The sequence below is a fragment of the Paenibacillus motobuensis genome (assembly GCF_039521865.1).
GTDB lineage: Bacteria > Bacillota > Bacilli > Paenibacillales > Paenibacillaceae > Fontibacillus > Fontibacillus motobuensis.
The window spans coordinates 96,747-111,539 of sequence record NZ_BAAACX010000008.1 but is presented as its reverse complement, the minus strand read 5'-3'; the positions used below and the strand labels follow the sequence as shown (position 1 = coordinate 111,539).

At 46.8% G+C, this 14,793-nt stretch carries 9 protein-coding genes; 4 read left to right on the top strand and 5 right to left on the bottom strand.

Annotated elements, in window-relative coordinates; genetic code table 11:
- Positions 1-71 precede the first annotated feature (71 nt).
- Positions 72-953 (bottom strand): LysR family transcriptional regulator, encoded by an 882-nt coding sequence (locus ABD014_RS08695; RefSeq protein ID WP_343859973.1) that lies wholly within the window; start codon positions 951-953, stop codon positions 72-74.
- 132 nt (positions 954-1,085) lie between these two features.
- On the opposite strand from ABD014_RS08695, the gene ABD014_RS08690 reads away from it, so the two are divergent.
- Entirely contained in the window at positions 1,086-2,309 is a 1,224-nt protein-coding gene (locus ABD014_RS08690; RefSeq protein WP_343859971.1) for an amidohydrolase family protein, read from the top strand.
- Between the two features lie 52 nt (positions 2,310-2,361).
- Positions 2,362-3,576 (top strand): amidohydrolase, encoded by a 1,215-nt coding sequence (locus tag ABD014_RS08685; protein ID WP_343859969.1) that lies wholly within the window; start codon positions 2,362-2,364, stop codon positions 3,574-3,576.
- 60 nt (positions 3,577-3,636) lie between these two features.
- Here the strand turns inward: ABD014_RS08685 and ABD014_RS08680 are convergent, their stop codons facing one another.
- The 4 genes from ABD014_RS08680 to ABD014_RS08665 form a co-directional block, all read right to left on the bottom strand.
- Positions 3,637-8,508, bottom strand: coding sequence for a S8 family serine peptidase (locus tag ABD014_RS08680; RefSeq protein WP_343859967.1), 4,872 nt, complete (start codon positions 8,506-8,508; stop codon positions 3,637-3,639).
- 280 nt (positions 8,509-8,788) lie between these two features.
- On the bottom strand, positions 8,789-9,688 hold the full coding sequence (locus tag ABD014_RS08675) for a stalk domain-containing protein (RefSeq protein WP_343859965.1): 900 nt from the start codon (positions 9,686-9,688) through the stop codon (positions 8,789-8,791).
- Positions 9,689-10,019: 331 nt separating this feature from the next.
- The gene (locus ABD014_RS08670; RefSeq protein ID WP_343859964.1) at positions 10,020-10,367 is read right to left on the bottom strand and encodes a hypothetical protein; all 348 of its coding nucleotides are present in this window, start codon (positions 10,365-10,367) and stop codon (positions 10,020-10,022) included.
- An 83-nt stretch (positions 10,368-10,450) separates the two neighbouring features.
- Complete coding sequence (locus tag ABD014_RS08665; protein WP_379337561.1) at positions 10,451-12,712, bottom strand: ATP-binding cassette domain-containing protein; 2,262 nt, start codon at positions 12,710-12,712, stop codon at positions 10,451-10,453.
- A 117-nt stretch (positions 12,713-12,829) separates the two neighbouring features.
- Here ABD014_RS08665 and ABD014_RS08660 point away from each other — a divergent pair, with 117 nt between their 5' ends.
- Both ABD014_RS08660 and ABD014_RS08655 read left to right on the top strand, forming a co-directional pair.
- Positions 12,830-13,771 carry a helix-turn-helix transcriptional regulator gene (locus tag ABD014_RS08660; protein ID WP_343859960.1) on the top strand — a complete coding sequence of 314 codons (942 nt, stop codon included), beginning with the start codon at positions 12,830-12,832 and terminating at the stop codon, positions 13,769-13,771.
- Positions 13,772-13,938: 167 nt separating this feature from the next.
- Complete coding sequence (locus ABD014_RS08655) at positions 13,939-14,646, top strand: hypothetical protein (RefSeq protein ID WP_343859958.1); 708 nt, start codon at positions 13,939-13,941, stop codon at positions 14,644-14,646.
- The last annotated feature ends 147 nt before the right edge of the window (positions 14,647-14,793 follow it).

The following is a 14,793-nucleotide window of genomic DNA, read 5'->3' as shown; positions in this document are numbered from 1 at the left end:
AAGGTCCGATTCAACACTTGTTATGTCTAATTCTATGGATTTGCCCAATCGTAATATTAACCTAATCTGACTTACGAGATTTCGTCTCTTAACATATCAACGAAGTTCTGTGCCGCCTTGGACAAATAATGATGCTTGTTCCAGATCAACCCGACAGAAGTGGACAGGCCATTGCCAGTGATCTCATAGGCATGTATTGGATATCCGGGATGGCGCCGAAGTACAGTCTCGGGAACGATCGAAGCTGCGAACTCGGAAGTCACCAGATCGAGCAGCAAGGGGATATCCGAGCATTCCCCAATGAGATTCGGCTGCAGCTGATGCCGGGAGAAGGCTTCCAGAATGGAATAATGCACTCCCAGCCCTTCGGTGCTGGGGAGAATAAGCGGACAAGCTTGAATATCAGCAAGTGAGACCACTTCCTGTTCATACGGTGGCCGCTGCGCAGAGGTAATGAAATAGAACGGCTCAGTATGAAGATGCAGAACGGAGAAATGCTCCAGCTCCAACGGCAAGCGGATAATCGCCAGTTCAACGATTCGCTCCTCCACTAATTTGCATAGATGAGATGACTCATTTTGTTGAATTTTATAGGTGACCTTGGGGTACAGCTCTTTAAAACGGTGCAAAATATCCGGTAAGCTATCGACGGAGAAGGTATTGATGCCGATTGTCAGCCTTCCGTTCACGCCATTGCCTACCTCCCTCACTTCCAGCTTGGCCTCTTCCATCAGCTGCGTCATTTGCAGAGCATATTTATACAGTGCCTTGCCCGCTTCCGTCATCTCCAGAAACTTCCCACCTCTCTCCACTAACCGCGAACCAAGCTCCTCCTCCATCGCTCTCAACTGTTGACTTAACGGCGGTTGAGACATATGAAGCCGATTCGCTGCTGCAGAGATTTTCCCCTCTTCTACGATCGCGATAAAATAACGCAGTTGTCTAATATCCATTCCTCTATATCTCCCTTCAGTAGAATTTGGGTATATGAAAAACCTTCAGAAAACTAACTTTATTAATATTATCCATATAGCTATCTCTATGTTAGCATATGGGTATACAAAAACCAGAGGAGGCTGATACGAGTGACCGATCAAGGCTATTGGCTGACGAACGTGCGCCTGGAAACTGGCTATCGCTACGAAGGCGGCACTGTTGCAGGTACAGAGACCGATATTTTTCATATTCAAATTCGCGATGGATTCATATCGGCAATTGTTCCAGCCGATACTCCGCTGGAAACTCACTTGCCTGAGCGGGAGGCGCATCAGTATCTGTTGCTCCCGGCATTTAGGGATATGCATATTCATCTGGATAAGACGTACTATGGCGGACCCTGGAAAGCACCAATGATTCCTGCGAAGGGTATACTGACTAGATTGGAGGAAGAGCAGGAACTGCTCCCGCGTTTGCTGCCAGTGACAGAGGAGCGGGCGGGCAAGCTACTTGACTTGCTGCTTCAAGCGGGTACGACGCATATTCGTTCACATTGCAATGTAGATCCTGTCATCGGCCTAAAAAATCTGGAGGCAATGCTCAGAGTAGCAGAGGCTTATAAGGATAAAGCTTCCATCGAATTCGTCGCATTCCCACAGCATGGATTGCTACGGAGCGGCTCAGTACCGCTTGTAAGGGAAGCACTTCGCAATGGGGCCTCCTTCGTAGGCGGCGTGGATCCCGCAACTCTTGATAAGAATATAGAGAAATCACTGCAGGCGGTCATAGAACTGGCCGTTGAAGCGGATGCGGATATCGATCTGCATCTGCATGACCCAGGGCATCTCGGTATTTTCACCTATAAACGCTTGGCCGCGCTGACGGAAGAGGCTGGTTGGCAGGGAAGAGTGACGATTAGCCATGCTCTGGCACTGGCTCACATCTCGAATGGAGAAGCCGCAGAGGTTGCGGAACTGCTTGCTCATCAAGGAATATCCATCACTTCTTCAGTTCCATTAGGAAGGACGATCCCGATTCCCCTGCTACATGAAAAGGGCGTAAATGTCTCACTCGGCGATGACAGCATAACGGATCACTGGTCCCCGTTCGGGAAGGGCGATGTGCTGGAGAAAGCCGGAATATTGGCGGAACGCTTCAATCTGAGCGATGAACAGTCACTGGGACAAACTCTGAAGTTCGTTACCGGGGGCATTACCCCACTTAATGAGACAGGACAGCAAGTATGGCCGCAAGTCGGCGATGCTGCCAATCTCGTTCTCGTAGATGCTAGCTGTTCCGCAGAAGCAGTCGCACGACGAGCGAGAAGAGTAGCTGTAATCCATCAAGGAAATCCGGTAACCGGTTCAATATAATCAATCCCATATATTCAGATAAATTTGAATGACTAAGAGAGGATGAACAAAGATGAGTTCAACATTTTGGCTGACGAATGCCCGGTTGGAGAGTGGCTATGAGACGGAACAGGGCGTTGTCACGGGTACACGAACAGAGCTAGTCCACTTACTGATTCAAGACGGGACCATCGCGAAGATTATACCTTCCAGCGAGATCATCCATGATGGGCTGCCGCAAAAGGATGCCAAGCAAATGCTGATTCTGCCCTCCTTCATTGAGAAGCACTGCCATTTGGACAAGACACTGCTGGGTGACCGGTGGAGAGCTGTTACTCCGGTAAGAAGTATATTCGAACGACTTGAAATCGAAAAGAAAACCCTCCCTGCAGTGGAGACGCCTACACTACAACGCGCAGAGAAGCTGCTTGATATTTATCAGAGATCCGGCGTTACTCATGTGCGCACCCATGTCGATATTTATCCGGAAATGGGTCTTAAGAATCTGGAGACGGTGAAGGAAGCTCTGCATACCTTTGAAGGCAAGCTATCGCATGAGATCGTCGCCTTCCCGCAGCATGGATTATTTGCATCCAAAGATTTGCTCAGAGAGGCGCTTCGCCAAGGGGCGAGCTTCATCGGCGGGGTAGACCCGGCAACGGTGGACGGAGATATCGAAGCCTCACTGCAGCTTATGGTTGAGCTGGCCGTTGAGGGCAGTGCCGGAATTGATCTTCATCTTCATGATCCTGATCACTTGGGCGTATTCACGATGAAGAGACTCGCACAGTTAACGAAAGAAGCAGGCCTGCAGGGCAAAGTTTCCGTTAGCCATGCCTATGCGCTCGGAGATATTACCCTTGCTCAAGCCGAAGCGATGGCTGAAATTCTTGCCGACGCAGGAATTACGATTATAACAAGCGTACCTATCGACCGGAAATTCCCGCCTGTCGGCCTATTGGATCAGAAGGGCGTATCGGTCGCTGTCGGCTGCGATAATATCTTTGATGTCTGGTCGCCTTTCGGCAATGGGGACATCTTGGAACGGGCCGGCCGCTTGGCTGAGGTGTCCGGCTGGGTGGATGAGCGCGCATTGGCTAAGACTCTCTCGTATATTACCGGCGGGAAGACCCCGCTTAACTATCAAGGGGAACAGGTCTGGCCACGAGTTGGGGATGAGGCGAGCCTCGTCGTCGTCGCCGCTTCCTGCTCCGCCGAAGCGGTGGCGAGAAGATCGAAGCGGATCGCTACGATGTATCAGGGAGAAGTTGTATCTGGGGAGCTGTAAATACAAATAAGGAACTGCCAAGGGCGCTAACCCCTGGCAGTTCCTTTGTTGTTACACGATTTAGTTCGTGTACGCTTTGAAAATACGATAGACCACTACAGCTGCTTCGGCACGGGTCGTATTCTCAAGCCCAGCGAAGCGAGTCTCGCCTCGACCTTGCATAATACCGAGTGCAGCTACTTGGGCAACTGCAGCCCTGGCCCAATCCTGGATCTCTGCTTGGTCAACATAGGCTGGAAGGGATGCTCCCGCTCCCTCAGTTACTTCCAAGTGCTTCAGCACTCTGGACAGAATAACTGCCATTTCGGTACGGGTAATGCTCTGATCTGGAGCAAAGGTATGGTTCGCGTAGCCATTGATCCATCCGGCAGATACTGCGGCCTGAACCGCGTCATAGTACCAGCTTCCGGACTGAACATCGCTGAACTTAGTCCCGCTGATCGTACCCTTGCCAAGTTCCAGCGTTCTTACTAATAAGGAGACGAATTCAGCGCGCGTCACCTGCTTGTCAGGCGTGTACTGATCCACACTCGTTCCCGTAACGATATCCTTGGAAGCGAGCACTTCAATTTCATTAACTGCCCATGGATAATTCGTCTTCGAAACGTCTGTAAAGGAGATATTCTTGGCCATGAACATATAGCGGCCGAAGCTGTTCAGACTGGCGACCACTTTGCCGTCAATCAGGCGGGCGGTACGTCCGTTCAGTTCTCCTTTATCCCTAATCTTGAATAGATTGATCTTCTCACCGTTGAAGTCGCCGATCTGGAGTGTCTCCAGCGGTATTGAAACTTTTGCCGGCTTGCTGAAAGAGATATTTTCGATTATTTTCCCATCTTTATCAAGAACTGCGAAGTCATAATATACACCAAATGCTTTAATTGTTGAGCCTAATTGCAGACCCTTTAATAAAGCCTCTGTATCTTCCTTGGAAGCAACACTTCCTTGCACAAATGCGGCCTCTGGCGAGGTAATCGCACCCGCCGGAATCGTCACTGTCAAACCGCCTTCAAGCTTCAGAATCGTCGGCTCGCCAGCCTTGATTGCTTCTTTGACAGTACCTTTTGCTGGAGGGGTGGTTGGCGTTGTTGGAGCAGTTGGTGTTCCTCCGTTGCCGCTACCGCCACCACTGCCACCTCCACCGCCAGGGCTTCCATCACCACCCGAGCTCGACTCTGTCACGGTAACAGCAACAGTCGTCTTCAGACCTTCATACGTAACTTCAATGTCTGTGCTGCCTTTCTTATTGCCTGACACAATACCTTTCTGCACAGTCGCGATCTCAGCGTTGCTTACTGTGTATGCCGCCTTCTCAGTTACGTCGGTAACCGAACCGTCCGGCGCTTTATAAGTAACTGTTAATTTGCCAGTAGTACCTGCCTTGATGGATAGAGATTGCGGTGTTACAGACAATTCCGCCTGTTGAACGGGCTTAACTGTCAGTTCAATTGTATCGCGCACCTCAACCGGAATTTCATTGCCGTCCCGATCCAGCAGTTCCAGGTTCGCTATTTTGAACGAATACTGTCCTGGAGGCGCTCCGGCAAAACTGAATGAGGCTAACGAACCTGTTCCTCTATATCCATCAACATCATTCAAACTGATCGAAAACTCGTGTCTGCTTACATCAGGATCATATTCATACACTGCATTTGTAACAGTCAGCTGAGCATCTGGATTGTACTGAGCCTGATGCTCTGCCAGCTCATTACTTGGTGTGACTTCCACATCTGTAAATGTATTGCTGTATAACAGATCAAATTGAGCCGAATAGACGGCATCGGTTACGTCAAATGCAACATCTAATGAGAATGGTTCATTCGGCTGAACCTGAGCCGGACTAATTGCCGGAGCTACCATGTTGGTCAGTTTATAATCCACGATATGGGCCGGATCAATCAACCCGTTGCCTGCAATATCGTATACATAAACCTCAAAAGAGTTGTCCCCTACAGAAATCGGTACTTGAATCGTATAGTGCCCCGTATCGTCGATTTCCCCATCAACCACTTGCCCTTTATCGCCATCATCGTACCAGGCAGCAACCCCAACCACATCATTTATTTCTAGACCAATGATGTCCTTAAGTTGGATTAACAAGTCATCCGTAACTTGGCCGGAAATCGTTGCAGTCAGATTGCCTTTATCAACGATAATACCCGGATCATCCAGCTTAGAGACAGGAGCTTCCGTATCGATGATAAAAGGAGTAACCTGAGACTCGACAGGAGCAGGATCATCCAATAAGCTGCCCGCGAATGGTACTAATAGATACAAATCATCCGAAGGATTCACTAATTGACCCGATGGCGCATCGAAAGATCCATCCCAATTTTTAACATTATAAGTTCCAGGATCGATTCCATCCTCGTCAGTTTCAATGATAGTCCCCAACCATGTTCCATCTACCGAAAATACATCTAACGAGAAATATTCAGTAAACTCGGTAATCGTAAATCTTATATTGCTTGTGTCGTAAAACGCATCGCCATTTGGCGAGAATATATTCGGATTCAGCTCCAAGTTAGTAACAACCTCAGCTACTGGGGCTTCACCGACATATACAGCAATCGGCAATTGAATAACATGGCCGCCTGCTTCTGTCAGGATCAGTTCACCTTCATAACGCTGATCCGCTGCATTAGCCGGAACGGTAGCTGTAACTGTAAAGGACTCTTCGCCACCTGCAGATACATCAACTACAGCTTTCGATGTTGTTAATGTAATAGGAGAAGATCCATACCACTTCGTGCTAATCGAGTAGGACGAAGCCGCATTGGCAATATCCTTGACTACCACCTTACGATTGGCACTCTCGCCATCATTAATGTAACCGTAAGAAAGGCTGCCTGTATGATAGAGAACTTCAACCCCATCCTTAACGGCAGTTGTCTTCGCCTCTACCCCAGCAACTGCTTTCGCATTCAACACGTTATTCAAATCAACTCTTCCAGCACCTTGATCCATATGAGAGTATCGTTCATTGTTGCGGTCGGAGAGTTTAACAGCATTGTTCATGAGCAGTGACTTAATATCATACGGATCCAAATTAGGGTATTTCGCTTTCAATAACACTGCTGCCCCGGCAATATGTGGAGCTGCCATGCTTGTACCATTCTGTGCTTCATACCATCCTTCATATTCGGTCACACTGGAGCGAATGCCAATGCCTGGTGCAGAGATGTCCGGCTTAACCGCATAGGAAGGTTTGGATGGACCACGAGAACTAAAGCCTGCGATAATATCCTTTTCAATGGTTGTCGTGAAATTAACTTGTAAGCTTGGTTCAGCATCGAGTTTAGCCTTTATTTGATTACCGTATGTGCCCGAAAGTGCGTACACCGGAATTGTAATATCGGCATTGCCTAATGTACCGCTTTCCAATGCTTCTGGCGCATTATTATATACAATTGCGGCGGTGGCCCCTGCATTAATTGCATTCAGTGCTTTATCGGTGAAGGACAATTCACCACGTTTGATAAATGCAATTTTTCCGCTTAAGTCTTTTCCAGTATAGTCCTCAGGCTTGCCCAAGCCCACATCAACAAGCTGATATGAACCTGTAAGATTCTCGATACCTGCCGATTTATCAAAGGAATCCACTTTGAATTCTCCATCTGAGCCAACGATCTTCAAGATCGGAGTCACTAACGGAGGCTTCGATGCGCCTACGGAAATCACTAGTTCGGCCGTACCCGGGTCGGTTACTGTGGCGTCGGCCGGACCGCTGTTGCCGTTTGATACAACCGTAATCGTACCTGCAGCCATCGCATTGTTCACAGCTACCGCATCAGCGGATCTCTCATTATTCGTCTCCGAACCGAGCGACAGGTTGATGACGTCCATTTTTTCCTGAACAGCTCGCTCAATACCCGCGATTACATTTGCTGTTGAACCGCTGCCATAAGGTCCAAGCACCTTGTAAGCGTGGACTTCCGCTTCTGGGGCTACGCCTGTAATCCCTGGTTGTCCTTCATGGCCCACACCACGACCCGCAATAACTCCAGAGACATGACTGCCGTGTGAAGTCCAGTATGGTCTACCCGTTACTGGATGATATTCAGGTAAACTTGGATCTAACGCATGTGCATCATCATAATTCTGTCTCGTGGTCTCATAAGGATCGTTATCATTATTAACGAAGTCATAACCCAGATTGTTAGGGTCCACTGTACCGACAAGATCAGGATGATCATGGGCAATACCAGTGTCAATTACTCCTACTTTGATTCCGGCTCCTTTAACACCTTGGCTCCAGAAAGCTTCACTGCCGATAAACGGTACGCTTCCTTCCGGTGCAGCAGTTGAACCCCCGCTAGGCTCCTCCAAAGCATACACTGTGTTGTTTGGATAAATCGCTTTAACACCAGGCATATTCAGCAAATCTTCGACTTGATCCGCAGCAATCTCCAGCGAGAATCCATTGAATACTTGGGAATACTCACGATCAATATCCACATTCAGTCGTTTAATCGCTGATTTCTTGAAAGTGTCCTGCTCTGTCTTCACTTGCAGTTGATGTGAAATGGCAGCCGTACCGATCCGCAGGTTCTTATGACTCGCTTCAAAAACCTTCACCGGCTCGGATTGCAGTTCTACGATAACGGAAATGTGTTCTGTACTATCTGAGAGGGGAACATAGTTCTGTGGTTGAATCGCTGCCTTGTCAAGACTGTCTATCTTCTCAATTTGCAGTCCATTGGTCTGCCGCTTCGCTGATTTCAACGTATCCGTCTTAGACGGCTTCTCCAGCGTTACATTCTGATCCAAGCTGCTCACATCAAGCGATATGGCCTTCGGATCTAACTTCGAAATGATCTTGCGAGCTCCGTCCGTATCCGGCGAAATGCCTTCCTGCGCTCCTACTGCTGGCAATATTAGCGTGAAGGCTAATAAGAAGCTCAGTAAACTACCGATAACTCTCCTCTTCAAGCACTCTCATCTCCTTCAAAAATATTTTGTATGCGCTCACAAAGCAGTGTTTTATAGTAAATTCTATATTTCCTACAATTTTCCTTCTATTATTACAACTAAATTTATCGGGATAATATACTAAAATCCGACAGTTATCTTCTTATCTAGCTATTAAATGATCTTGTTTCTTGTCTAAATATGATAATTAGGGCTTTACTGGACATATTCAGACAAAAAAAGCCCAAGTAAGATAGGTTAATCCCTATCTTACTTGGGTCATAGATAATGATGTCAATTATTAATTAACACTGACAGCGCTAAGAATATAAGTTCCATCATCTAGTGTAGCGAAGACGAAAGAAATAGAAACCATACCTGAATAATTAAAGCCTTCAGGAGAAAAATAATAGCTAAAGGTAGCAGAATTGGAGTACTTATTTATGTCTGGATTCTTAATGCTAGACACAGTCAGGTTCTTTAAAGCACTACTATAATCATTAAGTGTTGACTTGTCATTAGCATCACGAGTTCCATCAACTTTTTGTTTTAGATTGTCCTTTGAATATTGTTTCCCTAGAGCATAGCTCTTGGCATAATCCTTCTCCGCCACATGCGCGTCAACATAAGCATTCAATTCACTCATATTCCCCGACTTCAATGCATCTGCATATAATTTAATCACCTTAATAGATTCCTTCGCCAGCTCATCCTTTGCTGTATTCTCATTAAAATCTTTCTTGTATGTAAATACTCCAGAGCCCATACTGCTAGAAGAGGTACTACTCGAACTGGAACTACTGTTGGAACCCGTGCTGGCAGATCCTGAATTACTGCTCGTACTCGAACCCGAACTGCTGCTTCCGTTATTTTGTCCATCCTTATATGGGATGCCCTCATTTCCACCATTACTATTAATGATAATCTTCTGAGCGCCGCCATTCCAGTTCACTTCTGCCCCAAGTGCTTCAGAGACAGCACGTAGAGGAACATATGTAGAGCCATCATACACAAGGGCCGACAGTTTCTTGCCATCTGGATCTCGCGGTGTCCAGGAGGAACCGTCCAGTTCAAACGTAATATTATGGTTCAGAGCAGCCTGGATCTTCTGAATTCCCGTTGCCGCTCCTACTGTAATAGCTGAAGATAATAAACCACATGCTACCAATGATGCGACAAAAACTTTCTTTTTAATCTTCATAATTCTCCTCCATTTGATAATATTGTAAACACACATACAAAAATATACCACGAAACCTTCTATTTCCCAAGCCATTTTTTGCTACTTTTATCCTATTTTCGACATGGTCACTAGAGTGCGATATCGGAATCGAGCACTCATCATAGATCAAAAAACCTATCAAACTTGATGATTTGTTTTATCATTTCATTACTCAATTCCCATGACTTTGACATTATATATGCAAAAAGCCCAAGCAAGATTAAGGGATTTAAACCCTTTCTTACTTGGACTAAGGCAATAATATCAATGACAAAAAAGGAGCCTAAGCCCCTCTTGCCGTGAATCTATTTTATTTCTTGTCTACTTGCAACAACGTAATATTTTTCAGTGAAAAAGTATTTCTTATGCTCTCTTCGGAGATCACCTTCAGCTTGATCAAGCTGGTTACCTTGGAAGGGTCTGCTTTAGATAGCATACGCCATACTTCCGGGTCCGGCAGCGCCTCATACAGCTTCTGATCGTCGAACTCTTTACGTTCTTGCTGCACCAGCTTCACTTTGTAATTCCCGATCTCCAGCGTAGATGCACCTTGCTCATTACAGTGGTTAATAATTTCCCCCCGCAATTCCGACAATTGCTGCTCGATTTCCTTCTGCTGCTGCTTAAGCTGGTAATATTGCTTTACTATTTTATCCATTTCGTCTCACTCTCCTCCACACATATATATGTAGAGGCAGTGAATTTAGGACAAACGTGAATACTACTCAAACGCCCCCCGCTTCACCCCTGTAAATATCGCTTCAGGTATTCACCCGTCCGCGATGCTTCGCAATGAATGATCTGCGGCGGCTCTCCGGTATAGACGAGTTCTCCGCCCTCTTGTCCAGCCCCCGGGCCCAGATCAATGATCCAATCCGCCTGCGTCATCCAGTCAAGGTTATGCTCAATCACTATAACGGTGCTGCCTTGATCTACCAGCCCCTCTATCGTTGCTAGCAGATGTCGGATATCCGACATATGAAGCCCTGTCGTCGGTTCGTCAAGCACATAGACCTCACTGCGACGCTCCATTTCCTTGGCCAGCTTAACCCGTTGCAGTTCTCCCCCAGACAATGTACTTAGGGACTGACCCAACGACATATAACCAACGCCGGAGGATTGCAGGCGCGCTAGAATCTGCAGGATATTCTTCTCCGTAAAAAATTGGCTAGCTTCATCTACCGTCAGCTCTAGCACATCGCTAATATTTTTATCACGCCAAAGAAACGATAGAACCTCCTTGTTAAATCTACGTCCCTTACAGGCTTCACATACCGTTTCAATGGAGTCCATAAAGGCCAAATCGGTGCTTATCCTCCCCGTTCCTTTACATTCCGGGCATGCCCCGCGCGAATTGAAGCTGAACATGGAGGGGTCTGCTTGACTATTAGCCGCGAACAGATTCCGGATCAGATCGAACATGCCGGTAAAGGTGGCGATATTGGAACGATTCGAAGTGTGAACGGGCTCCTGGTCGATGTAAACCGCATCCGGGGCAATACTTCTGAGCACCTGGTTCACTAGCGTGCTTTTACCCGATCCCGCTACTCCGGTGATCACTGTCATCACTCCGATGGGAATATCAACAGACACATTCTTCAAGTTGTGCAAGTTAGCATTACGGATGGGTAACCAACCGGCAGGATTTCTTAAGATCTGTTTAAAGGCAGGCCTATGATTTAGAAATGTTCCTGTTAACGTGCCCGACCTCAGCAAACCTGGAAGATCACCTTCATATACTACCTTCCCGCCCTGAGCTCCTGCTTTCGGTCCCATCTCTATCAGATGGTCAGCGATCGCAATTACATCTGGATCATGCTCAACGATGACAATGGTATTGCCCTTATCTCTTAATCGCTTAAGAAGCATATTGATCCGATCGATATCATGCGGATGCAGGCCGATGCTCGGTTCATCGAAAATATACACCAGATCGCTTAAGCTGCTCCCTAGCTGCCGCACCATTTTAATCCGCTGCGATTCGCCGCCTGATAAGGTCGCGGTCTCCCGGTTCAAGGTCAAATATCCAAGACCGATAGACAGCATCTGCTGGAGACGAAGTGTGATGGCTTCTACCATGGTCGCCGCTGCCGGGGCTTGAATTGTATGCATGAAATCAATCAACTCACTCACCTGCATTCCGGTGCACTCAGCGATATTCTTTCCGTTGATCCGGCTTGCCCGTACCTCACCATTTAGCCTTGTGCCTTGGCATTCCGAGCATATACCTTGCCTCACTACACGCTCGATCTCCTCCTTATATAACTTGGAGTCCCTGGATTCCTTGCTCAAGAAGCTGCGAGTGATGCGGGGGATCACTCCCTCATACAGCGAGGTAGTTGGCCATCCTTCTGTCGGATGAGGAGGTTTAAAGCCTGATTTGTACAGGAGCGTATCCCATTCCTCTTCCGTATAATCCTTCAGCTTCTTATCATTGTCGAACAATCCTGTACAGACGTACCGCTTCCAGCGGAAATCGCCTGGCCGGAAGGTCGGAAAACGGATCGCTCCCTCGTTTAACGACTTCTCCCTGTCAATCAATTGCTGCGTATCAATTTCCTTTGCGATACCAAGTCCCTCGCATCTCGGGCACATCCCCTGCGGGTTGTTGAAGGAGAAGACTTCTGCTTCACCGACATAAGGCTGGCCAATCCGGGAGAATAGTAGGCGGAGCAAGGAGTAAATGTCCGTGATAGTACCAACCGTGGATCTTGAATTTCCACCAATGCGCTTCTGGTTGATGATAATGGCAACCGGGAGGTTCTCAATCGCATCTGCATTCGGTTGCCCGTAATGAGGAAGACGATGGCGGATGAAGCTCGAATAGGTTTCATTTAATTGGCGCTGCGATTCCGCAGCAATGGTATCGAACACCAGCGCTGACTTCCCTGAGCCGGAGACGCCGGCAAATACGGTGATCTGCTTTTTGGGGATGTCTACGCTGATATGCTTCAGATTTTTTTCACGTGCTCCAATCACTTTGATCATGTTATTAGTACTCATGCTAGGCATTTGTTAATGACTCCTTCTTCGTCTTTTGAACGTTTGTAAGGAATAGCATATACTTTTAACATGACAATTCTTGTCTTGTTTAGGCAAATTTCTAATCTGGAGGAGACCATGTCTAAGACTAAGCTACTGTTTGACCTGATTATGTACGTGAATTCCAGACGAAGTTTTACGGCCCAGGAGGTCGCCGATGAGTTTGGGGTTTCCGTCCGTACCGCGCATCGCTACTTAATGGAGATCAGCGAAATGGGCGTGCCCATATACACAGAACAAGGCCGCAACGGAGGGTACCGTACACTTAAAACCAGAGTGCTTCCGCCGGTTTTATTCGATGAGAACGAAGTCCTATCCATCTTCTTCGCCTTCCGGTCGCTCGCGTTCTACGAATCGCTGCCCTTTAACGCTGATATCGAATCGGCTTCAAGAAAGCTTCTTGCAGCGATGCCGGGGGATACCAGGGGGAAGATCAGCCAACTGGAGACTGTGCTATCCTTCTGGAATCCGAAGCGAGGCCTACTCGCCCCTTATTTAAAAGAGCTGATCGAAGCCGCTGCCGAGAACCGGATCATCACTATGGGGTATCAGTCCAAGAGCAGCGATAAAGAGAGAAATGTGGCGCCTATCGGCGTTTATACGAATGACGGATTATGGTATATGCCTGCTTATGATATGGACACCGGTAGAATTCAACTGTTTCGAGTAGACCGTATTCTGTCATTAACGGTCACGGAGGACACGTACAAGGTGGGGACGGAACTAATGGAATGGCTGCAGAGTTATACCATCTCCTCGCCGGTCCGTCTGGTAGTGGAATTAACCCGGGAGGGAATAAGGAAGAGTCGGAGCAAACCTTGGTACCAGCCTATCTTGCTTGAGAAGGAGCGCGAGGATGGAATCATCGGCCTGATCGACACGGTGATCGACCGTAATGAAATTCCGTTCACCGCTGAATTTTTTGCCCAGTTAGGGAAGGAAGCACGGGTCATCGAGCCTCAGGAAATCATCGATCATATTCGTTGTCATGCGGAGGAACTGTTGGGGCATTATCAATGAACTTCGCGGAGTATCATGAACCCCCCGTGTCTAAGTAGTCCTTTCGATTGGAGATAGCATGAATAAATTCCACATATCGCCAACATATGTCTTTTGATGTAGAATAATGTTACATAGAACCTAGCAAATCCCTCAGCCGATGGGGAAAACAAAGGAAGAAGTAACGAATGAAGAGATTGTCAGTATCATTGTTAGCCCTGATTCTTGCAGTTATTGTTTCAGCTTGTGGAAATAGCGTCGGTAAAGAGGCTAGCCATAGTAATTCTAGTAATACAAATAATCAAAAACAGATTGAAGAGGAGAACGAAAAGTTAAAGGCGGAGACTGAAAAGCTAAAGAAAGAGCTAGCTGAAAAGGGAAAAGAAGCCGAGGAGATAGAAAGCTCAAACACTTCGAAAGCGAATTCCAAAAAGACCGAAATCGCTGACATTATGAAACTAATTGTTCCTGAATTGATCGAAGGAGGTCAGCTCAACGAAAAAACTTATAACTATTTAGTCGATCATAGCGAACTCTTCCCAGCTGTGACCGCTAAAACGAAAAAGACTGCTGAATCCGAAGCAGATGCAAGTATTACAACAAAGCATTTATTCAAAAATATTAATCCATATTTAGATAAAATGGTAACCATTAGTGGATATGTTATAGATATTGAAGAGGAAGAAGCGGATTATGGAACAATTGCTGATATACATATCATGGATGAATACGGTAACTCCGTAGTTGGAATTTACTTGAGTTCAACAGGAGATATTCTAGAGGATGATTATGTTACTATGACTGGCGTTCCAACTGAAATATATTCCTTTGATAATATTAGCGGAGGCGTAACCAACGCGGTTTTCTTTACGGTATCTACGATTGAAAAGGAGTAGCTTAAACCATAGTTTCAATGTCTTTGAAGAACATAGTAATTTAAAATTTGACAAACAAAGATACAGGACTATTCAAGCAGTACAGCGAAGTCTTCAACGATGATGTCAGTGCTTTGATTCAGAAATAGTAATAATATTTAATATATC